We start from the raw sequence: 18,894 nt of genomic DNA, 5'->3' as shown, positions 1-18,894 counted from the left end.
ATTTGTTTTGGCAGTTACAAATGTAATTTGTATATTTGCCAAATGCACCAAATACGAACGCGCATCATATCAAGAGGCACAGATATGCCGCAATCGACAAGCTGGCAGTTCCAGCACAGCCTTGTACTGTTCAGAATGTATGAACAGGCACCAGGCCATACCCCTTATATGGCCATAGCCGAAGATGAAAACGGACAAGTAGTGGGTCAGCTGCTGGCTGTGACCCGTTGGCGCAAGAGCCTGTTTCCGCTCTATCTGTACAAGCAAGCCCGCGTCTTCGGCACAGGCGACTATACCGACAATGCCAATCCCCAGGAGATATTCGGAATGTTGCTTGGACGACTGACAAGGATATTGAAAATGAAGCTGTGTCTATACATCGAGTTCTCCAACATACCTTACAAGATGTATGGTTACCAACATCTGAGAGCCTACGGTTACTTCCCAACCGGCTGGATGGAGACTCTTCTGGACCTGAAGGAGGCAAACCCGACAGACAGATTGAGTCTGAAAAGCAGCAGATACCTCAAAGAACTCACGGAAATGGGTCTGCAGACGCGCGAAGCGACCAGCGACGCAGAGGTCAAGGAGTTCTGCAAGCTCCTCAAGAAGTCCTACCGCTACGTGCTTCAAAGTTTTCTGCCCAACAAGGAACTTATCCTTGAGTATCATCACAATCCACAAATCAAAATCTATATAACGACCAACGGCAACAAAGTGGTTGCCGGATGCGTATGCCTATTCGCCAATGGCAATGCGTATGGCTGTTATGCCGTGACGAACAAAAAATTGGTTCCCAAGAATCATTCATTCCACATCTCTGTATGGCATGCCATCGAAGAGGCCTATCGTCGGGACTGCGGCAAATTCTTCATCGTCGACGCCGGTCAGCCCTCCATGCACAACACACTGACGAAGATGATGCTAAATCTCGGTGCGGTTTCAACCAACAAGTACAGATGGTACCACCTGAATGTTCCGCTTGTCAATACGATTATTTGCAAGTGGATAGTGGGCTGACACAATAATCGGCCCTATCTTGCGTTATATGGTTATGAAACAATTCGTATTATTGGCTTTGCTGGCTTCAGTATGCCTCTCTACATATAGTCAGAGCTTTGTCTTGCAAGGACGGGTTACCGACGACAAGGACAATCCCATCGAGTTTGCGTCTGTAACCTGTGCCCGCCAAGGCAAGGTGGCTCTTACATCTGCCAAAGGCTCATTCACCCTCACCCTCCACTCTGCCGACTCGGTGGTCATACGCTTCTCGATGCTGGGTTATCGTGCCAAGACCCGCGTACTACGCAACCCTCGTGGCAGACAGAACCTCCACGTGGTCATGTATGCCGACGTCAACACGCTCGGTGAAGTCGAAGTGAAAGGAGAAAAGATACAGACCGGCCAGACTCAGGAACTGAAGACCAAGGACATGAAGATGTCGCCCTCGGTGGGTGGCAATGCAGTGGAAGAGCTCATACAAAGTCAGGCGGGAGTATCAACCCATAGCGAACTGAGCTCTCAATACAACGTAAGAGGAGGCTCTTTTGACGAGAACAGCGTATATATTAATAATGTAGAGGTCTTCCGCCCATTCCTTGTGAGGTCTGGACAACAGGAGGGCTTATCGGTAATCAATCCAGACATGGTGGCGAAGATTGGGTTCTCGACTGGAGGATTTGAGGCAAAGTATGGCGACAAGATGTCATCGGCTCTCGGCATCACCTATAAACGACCACAGCGGTTTGAAGCCAATGCTTCGGCAAGCCTGTTGGGCGCAAGCGCCTATGTGGGTTTGGCCAACAAGAAGATTGCGTGGGCCAATGGCGTGAGATACAAAACCAATAAATATCTTTTGGGGTCGCTGCAGGAAAACGGAGAGTACAAGCCCAACTTCCTGGACTATCAGACCTATCTGAGTTATACTCCCGACAAGCGTTGGCAGATTGATTTCATCGGTAACATCTCGGAAAGTCACTACAACTTCTATCCCAAAGACCGCAACACGGCCTTCGGCACGATGCAGAACGTAATGAATTTCAAGGTCTATTTTGACGGCCAGGAGAAAGACCTCTTCCGCACCTATTTTGGTTCGTTGGCAATCAACCGAAACCTTAACAGCAAGACGCGGTTGTCACTCATTGCATCGGCATTCTCAACCAAAGAGCGTGAGACCTACGACATACAGGGCCAATACTGGCTCACCCAGACCGAGACCAATGAGAATATGGCTGTCGGAACGTATTTCGAGAGCGCCCGCAACTATCTCCAAGCCCGCGTGCAAAGTCTGAAGCTGATGCTGACAAGCAAAATCAAGAAGCACGACATCGAAGCCGCATTGACGCTCAAAAGGGAGCATATCAAAGAGAACTCCATAGAATATGAGATGCGTGATTCGGCTGGTTACAACGTACCCAATACCGGCGAGGACCTGTATATGATATACTCCATGCGCACCCGAAACCAGCTGGATGCTTCTCGCATAGAGTCATATATACAGGATACGTGGCGATTTACATCGGGTACGGACAGCGCCACTACCCTCTATACGCTCAACTACGGACTGCGTATGAGCCACTGGAACTTCAACAAGGAAACAATCTTGTCGCCCCGCATCTCATTGGGCATCATTCCGGCTTGGTCGCCAAACACCACACTGCGCATCGCAACCGGCATCTACTACCAAGCGCCCTTCTTCAAAGAGCTTCGTGATACTACTACCGTCAACCATGTAACCGTGGCACGGCTGAACGAAAAGATAAAAAGCCAACGATCGATACACTTCGTTGCGGGTTATGACTATCGCTTCAGAAGCATGAACCGCCCTTTCCGATTTACAGCCGAAGCATATTACAAGATACTGCAGAACCTGATACCCTACTCTATTAATAATGTAAAGGTGGTATATTATGGTGACAACATCTGCAGCGGTTATGCAGCTGGACTGGACATGAAGCTGTATGGTGAATTTGTACCAGGAACAGACTCTTGGATATCACTATCCTTGATGAAAACCCAAATGAAGCTGAACGGCCACTCCATGCCGTTGCCCACAGACCAGCGGTGGGCCATGAACCTGTTCTTTACAGATTACTTCCCCGGAACCGACAGATGGAAGATGGCTCTTCGCCTTGCCTTTGCCGACGGTCTGCCATTCTCGGCGCCTCACAGAGAAACCGAGCGCAACTCTTTCAGAGCCCCTGCATACAAACGCGCAGATATTGGAATGAGCTATCGATTGTTTGAGAATGAAGCAAAGAGGAAGAATATGCCGTTCAGGAATGTCTGGCTTGGCGTAGACTGTCTCAACTTGCTCGGCATCAACAATGTAAACAGCTATTATTGGATTACCGACGTCACCAATCAGCAATACGCTGTCCCCAACTATCTCACCGGCCGTATGCTCAACGCCCGCGTGCTCTTTGAATTCTAACTGCAATACGTTAAATATGCTTAATATCGGAGAAATAAACAGTTGGCACAAGCGCCTATGTCCATAAAAATTAGTAATTTTGCAGCCGATTTAGTCCGTACGGGCTCGAACAAGTTCTGAAACACCATCAGGCGCCTGTCGGAAAAACTTATATTTTATAACAAATGTACGCAATTGTAGAAATTAACGGTCAGCAGTTCAAGGTAGAGGAAGGCCAGAAGCTCTTCGTTCACCGTATCAAGGATGCCGAGGCTGGTAAGACCGTTGAATTTGACAAAGTGCTCCTCGTCGACAAAGACGGAGCTGTCACAGTCGGTGCACCTACTGTTGAAGGTGCCAAAGTAGTAGTAGAGGTTGTGAATCCTCTTGTTAAGGGTGACAAGGTCATCGTTTTCAAGATGAAGCGTCGCAAGGACTATCGTAAGAAGAATGGTCACCGCGCCCAGTTCACACAGGTAGAAGTTAAACAAGTAGTCGCTTAAAAGGAGGATTTCAGAATGGCACATAAAAAAGGTGTTGGTAGTTCTAAGAACGGCCGTGAATCAGCTTCACAAAGATTAGGCGTTAAAATCTGGGGTGGTCAGAAAATCATCGCTGGTAACATCATCGTTCGTCAGCGTGGTAACAAGCACTTCCCTGGCGAGAATGTAGCACAGGGCAAGGATGATACTCTTTACGCATTGACCGACGGTGTGGTTTACTTCCACAAGGGCTCACGCAACAAGAGCACAGTATCAGTTCTCTCTCCCGAAGTTTACGCTGAGAAGACTAAGAAAGCTGAAGCTTAAATAAACAACAACTTATTCCAAACAAACAATACAGAAGCCAGTTCCATACGGAATTGGCTTCTTCTCGTATATATAAACGCATCGCGCAGAAGAAATTATAAGATTTATTTTGTTATCGGGCACGCTTTGATTAACTTTGCATACAGACAGCATCATGGCTGCTAAAAGTACATTATCATGAATATTTGTTATTAAGTCCGCTTAAACAAAGATGAAGAAAATCATAGTCCCCTTTATAATAATAGGTGTAACGTCACTCATTGCCTCTTGTCATACAACGGTCAGTGAAGATGAATGCATCAGTGAAAGAGTTGATTCGTTTGCGACATATTACTTTAACTGGCAATATGACAAAGCGGCGGCGTATTGTACTCCCCCATCGATAAAGTGGCTGGAATTCGCAGCAAGTCAAGTCAGAGAAGGTGATGTAGAACAACTCAAGGCAAAGGAAAGCCAACTTACTACGGAAATAATCTCAATAGATTATAGCCCAGACGAGCGGCAGGCTTACGTGAAGCAGCGGGTAAGCAACTATATGGAAGCTCGCGGATTCGGAGAACCTCCGGCAGAATGTGAAGAAGGCATCTACGAATGGACATTGGTAAAAGAAAAGCGAGCATGGCTAATCAGAATGGAAGCCCTACCGCGAAATGAAAAGCAAAATCACGACTAAAATTGGGATGAACCAATGCATAATGCTCTGCCTTGGACTCATAGGCAGGGTTAATGGCCTTCATGCCCATATCCATACGCAAGATAAAATAGTCGAAGTTTAGGCGCAAGCCCACACCATAGGCCACCGCTATCTGTTTGTAGAACTCGTTGAAGGCAAACTTGCCTCCGGGCTGGTCGGCGTATTCTTTCAATGTCCAGATGTTACCTGCATCAACAAATACAGCGCCATCCAGCTTCCAGAACATGTGCGTGCGATACTCCAGATTGAAATCAAGTTTCATATCACCCGTTTGGTTGATGAAATCAATGCGTCCATCTTTTCCCTTAAACTTACCTGGGCCCAAGCCACGGACAGTCCAACCTCTTACAGAGTTGGCTCCGCCCGAAAAATACCGCTTCTCAAAGGGCAGAATCTTACTGTTTCCATAAGGATAAGCTATGCCCAATCCAATGTGAGCAGCCAAAGTGTTGTGCTCATCAAACTTAAAAAGGTGCGTATAGTCAACATCCATCTTGGCGTATTGGGCATATGCAATTCCAAACAGCGTGTTCTGGCCATTGGAGTTGGTCTTAAACTTGGCTATATGCGACAATGAATTGAGCAGATTGCCCGAAGACTCGACATTGGCACGAACAGCATCACTGCCATCATTATAACTCAATCCGAAACCGAGCTTCATAACGAACAGATCTTCGTAATTGTAACGGAGAATGGCATTTCGATTGCCCTCGTCGTCCAAGTAATCACGCTTGAAAGTCTCGCTTATCCACGGCATTGACACATAATTGAGGTCGAGCAAATCAAAGCGGTAAGACAGATTATGATGCGCCTCCTCCCATCTATAACGCCAAGCGGCAGAGAAGACTCGGCGGTGAAATTCTGGACGATTTTGCAAGTTCCAACTTAAAGAAAGCTCAGAAGTAGCCTGACTGTTACGAGTAAAAGAATGAGAAAGGAATGGCGCAACAAAGCGAGGGAATGCCAGACGCGTCTCTATTCCATATTCCTTGTAGTTCTGGTCGTTGTATCCTTCAAGACCTTTAATCGCTTCATAAGCTCCACGCAACTCAATGCTCAACAACTCGCTTCCATGAAAAAGGTTCTTGTTCGTATATGTAAGAGAAACCGCCGCGCCCAAATCTCCGGCCGTGTTGGTACCTTCCGGTTGGAATGACACAGACGATGGCTTGTTCATGGTCAACTCGATTAACGTGTTCAAGACTTGGCTGTCAGGAACCTCTTCAAACTGGATATTCGTATAACGCACAGCTCCAAGTTTGGCAAAATTATTGTAAGTACGCTGAAGTTTCTGTTCGCTGAAGAAATCGTTCTGAACTAAAGCCGTATTGTTGAGCATAATCTTTCTGCGCAAATATCCGTTTGCGTTATCTGTACGATAGTCAATCCGTCCAACCTTATAACGCGGATGAAAAACGGCAGGGGCATCGTTGTATGCACGATAAGGATAGAGATGCAGGGTAACATCAAGGAGCTGAGAGTTGGCTGCGCTATCTACAGTGAACTGAATAAAATCCTTGTTGAAACGGTAAAAACCGCTGTTAAGCAGATAGTCTGATATACGCTTACGTATATTGTCGAGCTTGTCAACACTAAACTTTGTACCTTTGGCTATATGGAATTTGGAATTGGGCTGCTCTATCTTTAGCAAATTGGCAATGCTGTCATCGTCAATTATATAATGTACATTGTCAATGAAATAGGCTTGCCCCGGAGTTATGGTATATGCAGCCGTGATTTTCTTTCCCTTCGTGCGCGTATCCAATTGCACCGAAGCATGCATATACCCCATGTTATGCATGGCTGCCAAGAGGTCACTCTGACTCTGGTGAGCCTGGTTGACATCATAAATGACCGGTTCTTCACCAATATTGCGAAGGGTACGGTTAATCCATTTGGCGGTGTCCTTTCCCGCTAAAGAATATGTGGCCAATGGTATCTTAAATATGGAGAACCACTTGGAGTTGGCCTTCTGCTTGATGTAGGGTCCAAGCACGGCGGCGTCAAAGCCTTTTTCGGTTGACTTCAACTCAACCTTATCCAACAAGTACTCGTTTTCGGATATGAACTTTGAGGCACTACATGATGACAGTAATGCTATAAAAAAAGCTATATATAGATTAATATATTTCAAAACATTCCAATTAGTTCCACAAAATTACAAAAAACAACAGAATAATTATTAACTTTGCAACAAATATTTTCGCAATAATGATCAGTAAAGCAAAGATTAAATATATCAAATCATTAGGCCAGAAAAAATACCGTAATAATGAGCAGGTATTCGTTGCCGAAGGGCCTAAAATTGTTGGTGATTTGCTTGCCAAACATGACCCTAAGATTCTTGTTCATACTGAAGCGTGGAACCCTCCATGTATTGCCAAACAATATGATGACTGCGAAGAATACATAGTTACCGGAGACGAACTGAGGAAGTTGAGTTTCTTACAGCATCCACAAGAAGTATTGGCAGTATTTCCGCAAACACAAACAGAACTGCCAACGACATTTACAAAGGAAATCATACTTGCACTCGACGGAGTACAAGACCCAGGAAATCTTGGTACAATCATACGCATCGCAGATTGGTTTGGCATAACCCAAATTGTATGTAGCAAGGATACGGTTGACGTATTCAACCCCAAGGTTGTACAAGCCACGATGGGAAGTATTGCCCACATATCTATAAGTTACGTTGATTTGTTTTCTTTCCTCAAGAGTGTACCCGAAGATGTGCCTATATATGGAACAGTACTTGACGGGGAAGACATTTATACCAAAGAACTTAGCAGCAATGGCATCATCATAATGGGCAATGAGGGTAAAGGAATTTCTGACCCTATCAAGTCGCTTATCACAGAGCGTCTGTTCATACCCAACTTTACCGATGGAAGAGATACTGCCGAGAGTCTCAATGTCGCCATTGCTACAGCCATTACTTGCAGTGAATTTAAAAGAAGGATAAGTTATGAAAGATAGTATATACGTTAACAGAAGCGTTTCTGCGTGCTTAAAGGAAGCAACCGCAATGGCATTCAGCCATTTGAAAACCATATTGTTTACCACCTGGTTACCCTTGCTTCTCGTGTCAATTTCCTTTACGGGAATTCTTTTGTCATTCACGCCAAACAAGCAGATATATGACCTTGGCAACGCCAACATCTGGCTTTCTTTGCTTTTCCTTGTGGCAATGTACATCCTATTATTTGTTAGCTGGCTGTGGACTGCGGCAAAGGCATTTGCCATTGTCAATGGAGAAAAGACCAAGAACAACCTTAAGCGTTGCATCGCGCCAATCATAGTTCTCGTCGCGTTCAGTTTAGCTGTAAATAGTTGTCTTACAGGCGTCATCTACGAAACCGTGAACAAATGGTTGACGACATTCAACATGTCTGAACAGGCAACAAGCGGGTTGGCGCTGATTCTGTTGATTTCAGTCATAGCCATCGTTGCAGCCCTGCTTTTGCCGCTGCTTTATGCGTTTACCCATTATATATTGGAACAAAAAGAAAGTTTAGCCAGCGTCTTCAAATCAGGCTATAAGACAGGAATCCGCCATTGGGGCTTCCTGTTCTTGTCTACGATGATTACCACATTAATCGTTGGAGTCCTGGCGGCAATCATTATGACCCCTTTGACCATCATATTGTTTGCCAACATACAAAACACCCTTGGTATAATCAATGGAGACGTGGACGGAACCCCTTCCGGTTTCTATTTCATGCTCATAACGACCAGCATAGTATGTTGTTTTATAACAACCTTCATCTCCCTGTGGCAATTATTATCAACTTGCTACGTATGCGGTTCGATAACGGTCCACGAAAAAGAGAAGAACAGACAAGCTAAAGAGATAAACCAACATGAAACCACAGAGAATCTTATTTATTGACAGAGACGGCACGCTTATCAAGGAGCCGGATGACGAGCAGATTGACTCCTTCGAAAAGCTGGAGTTTGTCCCTGGAGTCTTCAAGAACCTAAGATACATCAAAGAACATCTTGATTACAAGTTGGTAATGGTAAGTAATCAAGACGGCTTGGGCACCGACTCATTTCCCGAAGATACCTTCTGGCCTGTCCACAATTTCATCCTCAACACTTTGGCTGGCGAGGGCATCACATTTGACGCCCAGCACATCGACAACCATTTCCCTGATGACAATTCCCCCATGCGCAAGCCCGGAACTGGCATGCTCAAGGAATACATGGACAACGCCCAATACGACCTCCCTAACAGTTATGTCATCGGCGACCGTGATACCGACAGACAATTGGCCCACAACTTAGGATGCAAGGCCCTTATCCTGGGCGACGACTGCCCTTCGTGGGACAAGTTATCTGAGATATTGCTGGGCGGAGAACGTATAGCCGAAATCAAGAGAGATACCCGCGAGACCTCTATCTACGTGAGTCTGAACATAGATGGAAGCGGCAAGAGCGACATCGATACTGGGATAGGATTCTTTGACCATATGCTCGAGCAGATTGCCAAGCATGGCACTGTGGATTTGACGGTAAAGGCCAAAGGCGACCTGAACGTAGACGAGCACCACACCATAGAGGACACAGCTATCGTCATAGGCGAATGTATCCTGAAAGCGCTCGGCGACAAGCGAGGCATAGAGCGCTTTGGTTACTGTCTGCCTATGGACGACTGCCTGTGCCAGGTGGCCCTCGACTTTGGAGGCAGACCCTGGCTGGTATGGGATGCCGAATTTAGAAGGGAGAGAATCGGGGATATGCCTACGGAGATGTTCTTGCACTTCTTCAAAAGCCTGTCCGATTCTGCAAAAATGAACCTCAACATCAAGGCCGAAGGAACCAATGAGCACCACAAGATAGAAGGCATCTTCAAAGCCTTTGCCAGGTCTATCAAGATGGCAGTGCGTAGAGACATCTATCATTATGAACTGCCTTCCACTAAGGGTATGTTGTAAATCGAAGCAGTATGGAGAGACTATGGAACTGCAATTATATAAAGGTGATGATTGCCAACTTCATGTTGTACTTTGCCTTTTATATGCTCACCCCTCTCCTACCTATATATCTTAATGAGTACTTTGCGGCCTCAAAAGACACTATCGGAATGGTATTGTCTGGTTATACGGTCGCGGCGCTCATCATACGACCCTTCAGCGGTTATCTGGTTGACAGTTTCGACCGCAAACACATACTGTTGATATTCTTCTCACTGTTTGCGGCCTGCTTTATAGGATATTTCTGGGCAGGCACGCTGTTGGTCTTCGCCATCGTCCGCACCCTGCACGGTGCGCCGTTTGGTGCAGTCACTGTCGCCAATTCCACCTGTGCCATCGACGTACTGCCTTCGTCAAGACGCAATGAGGGTATAGGTTATTACGGATTGAGCAATAACCTCGCTATGGCTATTGCGCCGTCATTCGGACTGTACATTTATCACATTCTGCAAGACTTCAAATGGCTTTTCGGCGTAGCCCTAATCACAGCATTCATCGGACTGGCAGTATTGACCACACTGGAAACCAACAGCACGAGGCGCCCAGGCCAAACCAACAAGAAGCTGTCTCTCGACCGATTCTTCCTTACAAGGGCATGGCTGCTGGCCATCAACATTGCGCTGTTCGGTTTTTGCTTTGGAGTGCTGAGCAACTATCTTGCCATATACAGCAAAGAAAAATACGGTGTGATGGATGGCACCGGCACTTATTTCATGCTCCTCTCGGTGGGATTGTTCCTGTCGCGATTGCAAGGGGCCAAAGCTCTGCGAAAAGGCTATATAACCCGCAATACCGCCCATGGCATGTTGCTATCCCTGTTGGGTTACACCCTGTTTGTCGCCATGCCATTCCCGTACGGCTATTACATCTCAGCCATACTTATAGGTCTGGGCAACGGCCATATGTATCCCGGCTTCCTGAATATGTTTATCAATGTGGCCCATCACAATGAGAGAGGGACAGCCAATTCATCGATATTGACTTCGTGGGATTTCGGTTTCGGTATAGGTATCTTGGCAGGTGGTATGATAGCCGAACTCTTTGATTATACGGCAGCCTTCTGGATGGTTGCAGTGGTAAATGGCATAGGCGTGCTGCTATTCTTCACAGCAGCACGACGTTTCTTCTTGAAGCACAATCTTAACGAGGATGTGTTTTAGCTTCGTTTCAGAACTTCATATTGGCATCTACAAATGACAAGGGCAGCAAGTCCTTGACACTGCTCAGTTCATATACGCCATTCTCACCATACAGGAGGATGCGTATAGGTCGGTTGTAGCGGTCTTCCATTTCCAATATCACCTGGCGGCAAGCCCCGCAAGGAGTAATGGGCGTAAGGATGAAGCCCGAATCGTTGCTGGCTGCGATGGCAAGTGTAGTAATAGAGAGATGGGGCTGCATCGACTGTGCTGCAAATATGGCTGACCGCTCGGCGCATAAGCCTGAGGGGAAAGCGGCATTCTCCTGATTGGCGCCTATTTGAATGGTGCCATCCTCCAGTCGCAGTGCCGCTCCCACATAGAAACGGCTATAACGTGCATAGGAATGACGAGTGGCATCCTTGGCACGTTCCACAAGTTCTTTGTCTTCTACAGAAAGTTCATCATACTGATAAACCTTTACGTTGACTTCTATCTTGAACTCTTTCATAGTTATTGTTGTTTATATTCAAATGCTCCAATGTCGGGTTTGAGGCCTCTCGGGATGCCATGTCTGTCAATAGGAAGAGAGGTGGCAGGGTCGGCCTTGTCTATAGCCCCACTGATGCTGTCGAGAGAGAAATCATAGACGAGATTGCGCGTGTCTATCGTCTTGAAGTGTTTCTTCCCAAAGCGTATGGTGTCGGCAATATCTTCGTAGACCACGTTTATAAAATAAATGCTGTCTTTAGTTACTATTTTCGGAGTACGAATTATACAAGATTCAAATTTGAAATGACAATCTTCTGCCGTTAAACCATTTATTTCGTCATTAGTATAACCGGTGATGATACTATTGCGACATAAAAGACGTGCAATAGGACTTTCAAAGGTAAACGCTTGTTTGCGATTGCCATCAAAAGGATAGAATTGGGCGATGGTAGAATGATTGATGGTCACGTCGCCGCCCTTCACATAGACACAAGGCAGAAGGGTGTTGGTGATTTGGCAATTCTCTACGATTGCCTTGACGTAATTCAAAGACAATCCTACGCCACGGCAATTGTGTATCGTAGACTGTCTGATGGAAAGTTTGGTCTTGTCAATGTCGGCCGAATCGGCAACGATGCCGTTGAAGGCGCCATGTATATCGGTGTACTCGATGTCGTTTTCATACGACTCCGCATTGAACTTGATGCCCTGCCACTGACCCGAAACTCTATCGTAGGGCAGATAGGGGAACATGCGGTCAAGCCGTGAGCCACGAAGGACAACCGGGGCGTCCTTGGTTCCCAACGAACGCAGCGTGCCATCAACCTCTATGCCGGCTTGAGAATTGAAATAGAGGGTTGTACCTGCATGTATTTGCAACGTAGCTCCTTGGGATACGTGGATTCCTCCCCGTATAAGAATCGGATTGGCATCATAAATAGTTGTATCGCGAGTGATATCGAGCTTGTCAAAAGTCTTGGCGTTCCAGGAATATGCCTTGAGACATACCGTCTGGCTCACACCGTTTTCAAGAAGAAATGTAAGTTTGTCTTCTATCAACTGCGGGCCTGGCTCTCTTTGGGTCTTGGGCGTAACTTCGACAAAGACACGCAGGCTGTCGCCTTTGTAGAGTTCTATATTGTTGGTCTGATAACCGACCTCGGCACCAAGATATTCGCCACGCACATTGACACGGAATCCACTTTGGTTGCCGCGCTCCAGACGCACCGAGGTACAACGCAATCCTGCATCGTTGCGATTGTAGACCCAAAATGAGCGCATGGAGGAAGGGGTATTACTGAAAATCGTATCAACATTGACGGTGTCGGCAGAAAAAGAAAGGACTGCCGAGGATGACATTGTAAAAGTATCATCATCGCATGATACTATAAAAATGCCCAATAGCGCATGAAGCCAAACAATAAACAGCTTTTTCATTAACTATAAAACGTCCCGATGCAAGATTTATTGCCCTTCTGTCACTATTTATTTTATATGAAAAGATTGGTGCCGCGCCTTTTCAGACGTAACGACACCAATCCTTCTATGAATTTAACCGAAGTTATCGTACATAATTGCATCCTTATCAACGCCGAGACTGTCGAGATAATCTGTTACTGTCTTAATCAGCATGGGAGGACCGCAGAGATAGTATTCACAATCTTCAGGTGCCTCATGATCCTTCAAGTAGGTATCGCGGATGCAGTTAACCGCAAATCCGGTATAATACTTTACACCAGCAGCATCGGCTTTGGGGTCTTGGCGGTCGAGCGACAAGTGGAAATGGAAGTTGGGGAATTCCTTCTCAAGTTCCCAGAAGTCTTCCAGGAAGAAGGCCTCGCCCAGGGCGCGCGCACCATAGAAGAAATGCATCTCTCTGTCTCTCGTCTGGAGCGTCTTGGTCATGTGCATAATCTGTGCACGCAATGGCGCCATACCTGCACCGCCACCAATCCATATCATTTCCTTACCAGAAGTGAAGTTGGGATGGAAATCTCCGTAAGGGCCGCTCATCATAACTTTGTCACCGGGCTTCAGGCTAAAGATATAGGAAGAGCCGATGCCTGTGGGAACATCCTGGAAGCCGACCTGCGGACGGGGCAGGAACGGAGTTGTGGCAATACGCACGGTGAGGGTGATGATATCTCCCTCGGCAGGATAGTTGGCCATCGAGTATGCTCTCACTGTGGGCACGGGGTTATGTGCCTTGAGCGAAAAGATGTTGAACTTTTCCCAGGCCTTGATATAATCTTCGCCGATATCATTCTTATCGAAATCCACATTATAGTCTATGCAATCGTAAGCAGGTATCTTGATTTGGGCGTAGGAACCGGGAACAAAGTCCATGTGCTCGCCAGGAGGCAGAGCAACCTTGAATTCCTTGATGAAACTTGAGACATTCTTGTTGGAAATGACGGTACACTCCCACTCTTTCACGCCCATCACGCTATCAGGCACGCGGATGTCGAGATTGCCCTTCACTTTGCACTGACATCCCAGACGCCAATGCTCCTTAATCTGCTTGCGGGTAAAATGGGGACGCTCTGAGTCGAGAATCTCACCTCCGCCAGACAGAACCTGAACCTTACACTGACCGCAGCTTGCTTTACCACCACATGCAGAAGGCAGGAAGATGCCGTTCTCATTCAGGGTTGACATCAGGCTATTTCCCTGTTCTACAGAAAGCTGCTTGTCGCCATTTATCGTGATAGTCACATTGCCGCTTGGACTCAGATACTTCTTTGCGACAAGCAACACAATGACCAAAAGGAGTATAATCAAGAGAAAGACTCCGATACTTAACAATATAAACTGTTCCATAATTATATTCCTGCTCTATTAAATTTTCAGACCGCTAAAACACATCATAGCCATAGCCATGAGTCCTACTATAATAAATGTGATGCCGAGGCCCTGAAGCGGACGAGGCACATCGCTATACTGCAGCTTCTCTCGTATGGCACCCATGGCCACGATGGCCAGAGTCCATCCGATACCTGAGCCCAAAGCATATACCAATGCATCAACTACGCTACCGATATACTGAGAATTGGATGGGTCCATGTTGATACGCTGTTGCATGAAAAGCGATGCGCCCATGATGGCACAGTTTACAGCTATCAAAGGCAAGAAGATACCCAGCGCAGCATAAAGAGACGGACTGTACTTCTCGACAACCATCTCAACCAACTGCACTATACCGGCAATCACCGCAATGAAGATGATGAAGCTGAGATATGAGAGGTCAACGCCATCGACCAGGCAGTCGGGGCCTAATACTTTAGTCTGAAGCAAGTAATCGACAGGCACGGTGACCAACAGCACGAATGTAACTGCAGCACCGAGTCCGAACGAGGTCTTCACATTCTTCGAAACCGCAAGGAATGAGCACATTCCGAGGAAGAATGCGAAGATCATATTATCTACAAAAATAGAACGGAGTAATAAGCTTAAAGCATGTTCCATAATGATTTATTTTTCAGTGTAAAAAAATGCACGGTGTACCCAAATAACGCATCCCAAAAGTATCAACGCCATTGCAGGCATAGTCATCATGCCGTTGTTGACATACCCGAAATCATATACGAAACCAGGGATGACGTCCATGCCAAGCAGGGTGCCGCGGCCAAGCAACTCGCGGATTCCACCGACAATGACCAGCACCATGGCGTAACCAAGACCGTTTCCGATACCATCGAGGAATGATGGCCATGGCTTGTTGGTCATGGCAAATGCTTCGAGGCGTCCCATGAGGATACAGTTGGTGATAATCAGACCTACATATACAGACAGTTGCACACTTACATCGTAGGCAAAGGCCTTGAGTATCTGGCTGACAATCGTTACCAATGCAGCAACGACAACAAGCTGTACGACAATACGAATACGCATGGGTATCGTATTGCGGATAATAGAAATGATAGTATTGGCAAAAGCGGTAATAACCGTCACTGCCAATCCCATTACTATCGCAGGCTTAAGCTGGGAAGTAACAGCCAAAGCAGAGCAGATTCCCAACACCTGGACAAGAATCGGATGGTCCAGATTGAGGGGATTAATCAATGCCTCTTTATTTTGTTTGTTGAATAATGACATAATCTTTGATTTTATATGTATACATTATTTATCCTTTAAGAAAACAAGGTACTTGCCAAGTCCTTCGTGAATCATGCGGGTAACACCATCGCAAGTCAGAGTGGCTCCACTTACTCCATCTACTTGAGTAGCAGGATTGTCAACCTTCTTGCAGACAGAGAGAGCGACAGCATCCTGATTGCCATCAGCAAAGAGATGCTTGCCACAGAACTGCTGCTGCCACTTCTGGTTATCCTTGATTTCGGCTCCCAGACCAGCGGTCTCACCTTCGTGGTTAAAGTAAACTCCATAAATGGTTTCCTTATCCGCGTTGATGGCAATATATCCGCTGATGCCGCCCCAAAGGCCCATGCCATAGACTGGCATTACATATTTCTTTTGTCCGTCTACATTGCAGACAAACAGAGCAAGTTTACCGGCTTTGAAATCACCGCCATTGAGTTTGAAACCGTCATTTTCTCCGCCGGGCTTGCCAGCTGAAAGAACTTCATTCTTCTCATTGATGATTTCGTCGGCTTCAACGAGCTTGTTATAATACTCTTCTACTTGATTGTCATTGACATCACGGATGTTCAGGGCAGCTATGATCTGCTTCTTTTTGTCCAATGCCACATTCTTGTCCTGAATGGGTTTCAGCGCCTGAGAGAAGTAAGCCAGAACAAATGCCACGGCAATGACCAAGAGAGACGCGTATGCAAGAATGTATGTATTTGAATTTGTATTTAGTTTCATAATCGTTTCTCCTATTTATTAATACGTTTGATTCTTGCTGATACGTTGCGCTCGACAACACAGTAGTCAATCAATGGAGCAAAGACATTCATGAACAGGATGGCAAGCATCATTCCCTCTGGATATCCCGGGTTGAAAAGACGTATGATTATCGCCATAAAACCTATCAAAAAGCCATATATCCATTTTCCGGTTTCTGTGCGTGCCGATGTAACTGGATCCGTTGCCATAAATACAGCACCAAAAGCGAAACCACCCAAGAAGAGATGCTCGTACCATGCGAGGGGAGACAAGCCAAGTGACTGGAACAAGGCAGCTGTCAAGCCTCCGCCAAGGAAAACGCTCAACATGGTCTTCCAACTGGCCACTCCACTCCACAGGAGAATTATGGCTCCGACCCCTATAGCAATTACGGATGTTTCGCCGATACTACCGGGCATCAGACCTACAATCATATCCATCAGAGAAGTATTGGTCGGCAGATGTTGGCCCATCAAGCCCAGAGGCGTAGCCATTGTAAAGCCGTCAGCAAGCTGGTTTCCAAGACCAAAAATAGTATCATTAGCAACCCAAACACTCTCACCGCTCATCTTCGAAGGATAAGAGAAGAAGAGAAATGCTCGTGCTACGAGTGCAACATTAAGGAAGTTCATTCCAGTTCCACCGAAGATTTCTTTGGCAATTATCACAGCAAAAGCAATGGCAACCGCCATCATCCACAACGGAGTTGTAACAGGGATAATCAGGGGAATAATGATACCAGATACCAAATAGCCCTCCTGTATTTCTTCGTGCTTCCACTGCGCCCAGGCAAACTCGATTCCAAGGCCAACTATATAGCTGACCAATACCTTTGGGATTACAGCCAAGAAACCATAGGCAAATACTTCTATAAAGCTGGCGGACGCCAAGGTACCTGCCGCCGCATAATTCTGGTAACCCACATTGTACATACCAAACAGCAACGCGGGCAGCAAGGCAATAACCACCATACCCATAATGCGCTTGGAATCAATCGCATCATGTATGCTTACACCACTTTTAGAGGTAGAGTTGGAGACCAACAAGAAACTTTCAAAGCCATCAAATAGGCTCCAGAAAGCATGATATTTCCCACCTTTCTCAAATTGCGGTCTTGCTTTGTCAAAAATGTTCTTTAAATTCATATCTTAAGCATTCTCTTTACGTAAAACATTCAATCCGTCACGTACAATTCTTTGCAGTTCAAGTTTAGATGAATCAACAAATTCGGCAACGGCAAAGTCTTCAGGACTAACTTCATAGATTCCAAGCTGCTCCTGACGGTCTATATCGCCTGTTATGATAGCTTTGATGAGATACTCGGCATATATGTCCATAGGCAGAACCTTGTCATATTCACCGCTCATAATCATATGGCGCTCTCCACCCTTGATACGTGCATCGAGGTCATATTCCTTACCTTTACACAACCAGCTGAAATAGCTCTTAGATGTAGAGAACTGACCAAATCTTGGCATTATCCAACCCAAGATTTCGTTCACATTGTCTCCTTCTGGGATTACGGTAACCTCGGATGCACATGGACTCAAGAAATCGTTCAAAGAAGACTTCACACCTGTCAATGGATTACCATTGATGATACGCACATGCTCATTAGTGGTCAATTTGGAATCAAGAATAACCGACAACGGAGTGCCCACCAGGGTTGACACATAAGAAGGTTCTTTCACCATACTTCCAGCAACTGCGATTGTACGTGTCAAGTCCACCTTACCGGTCATAAACAATCTTCCGAAGAAAATCACTGCAGATGGGTTAACAGTCCAAACCACCTCGCCCTTGTTGACAGGATTTATGTGGTTTACCTGTACACCTACATTACCTGCTGGACACGGGCCGTCAAAGACATTTACCTCTACATTCTTTGCATTGACCAAAGCCGCAGCCTGCTGTTTTGCTCCGATTCCGAGATATGTCTTTGCGATACGCGACAAAGCAGTAAGACCCGTTTGGAAAGCCTCTTCGTTACCCTTGAGTTCAACCTCAAAGTCGGCTGCGAGAGGCATATCTCTCAAGGCAGATACGAAGATAGCCTTAGGCATAACCGTCGGATTTGTAGAGACGGCATAAGGCAACTGGTTGATGTATCCGAAGAGACCCGCTTTGAGCAGAAGGTCTATCACTTGCGAACATTCGGCTGCCTTGACATCAAGAGTATCAAAACTCTGATAGTGCTGTTCGTCTTCGGCCTTGACCTTAACGCATAACACTTTACGTCGCTCACCACGTTCGACCGCGACAACTTGTCCGCTAACAGGAGAGGAAAATTTAACATCAGGATAATGCTTGTTCACGAAAAGCGCATCACCAGCCTTTACATAATCGCCTTCATGCACTACGACTTTGGGCGTAACGCCGACAAACCCGTCAGGAACAAGAGCATATTCACCAGACACGACCGCCTTTGACACTTGCTCCGAAGCCCGTCCCTTGAGATTTATGTTAAGGCCCTTACGCAATCTAATTACATTTGCCATACAAGTAAATATATTAATGTATT

18 protein-coding genes are annotated in these 18,894 nt (G+C 46.2%); 9 read left to right on the top strand and 9 right to left on the bottom strand.

All coding sequences use genetic code 11. The annotated features are described in order from the left end of the window. The first annotated feature begins 84 nt into the window (after positions 1–84). The 5 genes from CIK94_RS02940 (at position 85) to CIK94_RS02920 (ending at position 4,894) form a co-directional block, all read left to right on the top strand. Positions 85–1,020, top strand: coding sequence for a hypothetical protein (locus CIK94_RS02940; protein ID WP_144008282.1), 936 nt, complete (start codon positions 85–87; stop codon positions 1,018–1,020). 34 nt (positions 1,021–1,054) lie between these two features. Continuing rightward, positions 1,055–3,433, top strand: coding sequence for a carboxypeptidase-like regulatory domain-containing protein (locus CIK94_RS02935; RefSeq protein WP_094421209.1), 2,379 nt, complete (start codon positions 1,055–1,057; stop codon positions 3,431–3,433). Positions 3,434–3,597: 164 nt separating this feature from the next. Beyond that, positions 3,598–3,915, top strand: coding sequence for a 50S ribosomal protein L21 (gene rplU / locus CIK94_RS02930; RefSeq protein ID WP_022311012.1), 318 nt, complete (start codon positions 3,598–3,600; stop codon positions 3,913–3,915). A 15-nt stretch (positions 3,916–3,930) separates the two neighbouring features. Then, the gene (rpmA, locus tag CIK94_RS02925; protein WP_022311013.1) at positions 3,931–4,221 is read left to right on the top strand and encodes a 50S ribosomal protein L27; all 291 of its coding nucleotides are present in this window, start codon (positions 3,931–3,933) and stop codon (positions 4,219–4,221) included. A 211-nt stretch (positions 4,222–4,432) separates the two neighbouring features. After that, the gene (locus tag CIK94_RS02920; RefSeq protein ID WP_094421207.1) at positions 4,433–4,894 is read left to right on the top strand and encodes a hypothetical protein; all 462 of its coding nucleotides are present in this window, start codon (positions 4,433–4,435) and stop codon (positions 4,892–4,894) included. Here CIK94_RS02920 and CIK94_RS02915 read toward each other — a convergent pair. Continuing rightward, a complete protein-coding gene (locus CIK94_RS02915) occupies positions 4,848–7,049 on the bottom strand; it encodes a BamA/TamA family outer membrane protein (protein WP_094421205.1) in 2,202 nt (733 codons plus the stop codon). The genes CIK94_RS02920 and CIK94_RS02915 overlap by 47 nt on opposite strands. Positions 7,050–7,126: 77 nt before the next feature. Here CIK94_RS02915 and CIK94_RS02910 point away from each other — a divergent pair, with 77 nt between their 5' ends. Genes CIK94_RS02910 through CIK94_RS02895 form a run of 4 tightly spaced genes read left to right on the top strand, consistent with a single transcriptional unit; the run spans position 7,127 to position 11,054 of the window. Continuing rightward, positions 7,127–7,894, top strand: a complete 768-nt coding sequence (locus tag CIK94_RS02910) for an RNA methyltransferase (protein ID WP_094421203.1) — start codon at positions 7,127–7,129, stop codon at positions 7,892–7,894. Then, entirely contained in the window at positions 7,884–8,807 is a 924-nt protein-coding gene (locus tag CIK94_RS02905) for a hypothetical protein (protein WP_094421201.1), read from the top strand. Before CIK94_RS02910 ends, CIK94_RS02905 begins: the two co-directional genes overlap by 11 nt. Beyond that, entirely contained in the window at positions 8,779–9,855 is a 1,077-nt protein-coding gene (hisB, locus tag CIK94_RS02900; RefSeq protein WP_094421199.1) for a bifunctional histidinol-phosphatase/imidazoleglycerol-phosphate dehydratase HisB, read from the top strand. The genes CIK94_RS02905 and hisB overlap by 29 nt, the downstream gene beginning before the upstream one ends. Positions 9,856–9,866: 11 nt before the next feature. Next, positions 9,867–11,054 (top strand): MFS transporter, encoded by a 1,188-nt coding sequence (locus CIK94_RS02895; RefSeq protein ID WP_094421196.1) that lies wholly within the window; start codon positions 9,867–9,869, stop codon positions 11,052–11,054. Between the two features lie 7 nt (positions 11,055–11,061). Here CIK94_RS02895 and cdd read toward each other — a convergent pair whose 3' ends face one another. The 8 genes from cdd to CIK94_RS02855 form a co-directional block, all read right to left on the bottom strand. Continuing rightward, positions 11,062–11,544 carry a cytidine deaminase gene (cdd, locus tag CIK94_RS02890; protein ID WP_094421194.1) on the bottom strand — a complete coding sequence of 161 codons (483 nt, stop codon included), beginning with the start codon at positions 11,542–11,544 and terminating at the stop codon, positions 11,062–11,064. A gap of 2 nt (positions 11,545–11,546) precedes the next feature. Continuing rightward, complete coding sequence (locus CIK94_RS02885) at positions 11,547–12,884, bottom strand: right-handed parallel beta-helix repeat-containing protein (protein WP_254046126.1); 1,338 nt, start codon at positions 12,882–12,884, stop codon at positions 11,547–11,549. Positions 12,885–13,076: 192 nt separating this feature from the next. Then, on the bottom strand, positions 13,077–14,345 hold the full coding sequence (gene nqrF / locus CIK94_RS02880; protein ID WP_022311022.1) for an NADH:ubiquinone reductase (Na(+)-transporting) subunit F: 1,269 nt from the start codon (positions 14,343–14,345) through the stop codon (positions 13,077–13,079). Positions 14,346–14,363: 18 nt separating this feature from the next. Continuing rightward, positions 14,364–14,990 (bottom strand): NADH:ubiquinone reductase (Na(+)-transporting) subunit E, encoded by a 627-nt coding sequence (nqrE, locus tag CIK94_RS02875; protein WP_022311023.1) that lies wholly within the window; start codon positions 14,988–14,990, stop codon positions 14,364–14,366. A 6-nt stretch (positions 14,991–14,996) separates the two neighbouring features. Beyond that, complete coding sequence (locus CIK94_RS02870) at positions 14,997–15,620, bottom strand: NADH:ubiquinone reductase (Na(+)-transporting) subunit D (protein ID WP_022311024.1); 624 nt, start codon at positions 15,618–15,620, stop codon at positions 14,997–14,999. A gap of 24 nt (positions 15,621–15,644) precedes the next feature. After that, positions 15,645–16,352, bottom strand: coding sequence for an NADH:ubiquinone reductase (Na(+)-transporting) subunit C (gene nqrC / locus CIK94_RS02865; protein WP_022311025.1), 708 nt, complete (start codon positions 16,350–16,352; stop codon positions 15,645–15,647). An 11-nt stretch (positions 16,353–16,363) separates the two neighbouring features. After that, complete coding sequence (locus CIK94_RS02860; protein WP_094421190.1) at positions 16,364–17,518, bottom strand: NADH:ubiquinone reductase (Na(+)-transporting) subunit B; 1,155 nt, start codon at positions 17,516–17,518, stop codon at positions 16,364–16,366. Positions 17,519–17,521: 3 nt separating this feature from the next. Beyond that, positions 17,522–18,871 (bottom strand): Na(+)-translocating NADH-quinone reductase subunit A, encoded by a 1,350-nt coding sequence (locus tag CIK94_RS02855; RefSeq protein WP_094388390.1) that lies wholly within the window; start codon positions 18,869–18,871, stop codon positions 17,522–17,524. Positions 18,872–18,894: the final 23 nt, after the last annotated feature.

The sequence above is a fragment of the Prevotella sp. P4-51 genome, from assembly GCF_002251455.1.
Lineage (GTDB): Bacteria > Bacteroidota > Bacteroidia > Bacteroidales > Bacteroidaceae > Prevotella.
This window is presented reverse-complemented; position numbering and strand designations above follow the sequence as displayed.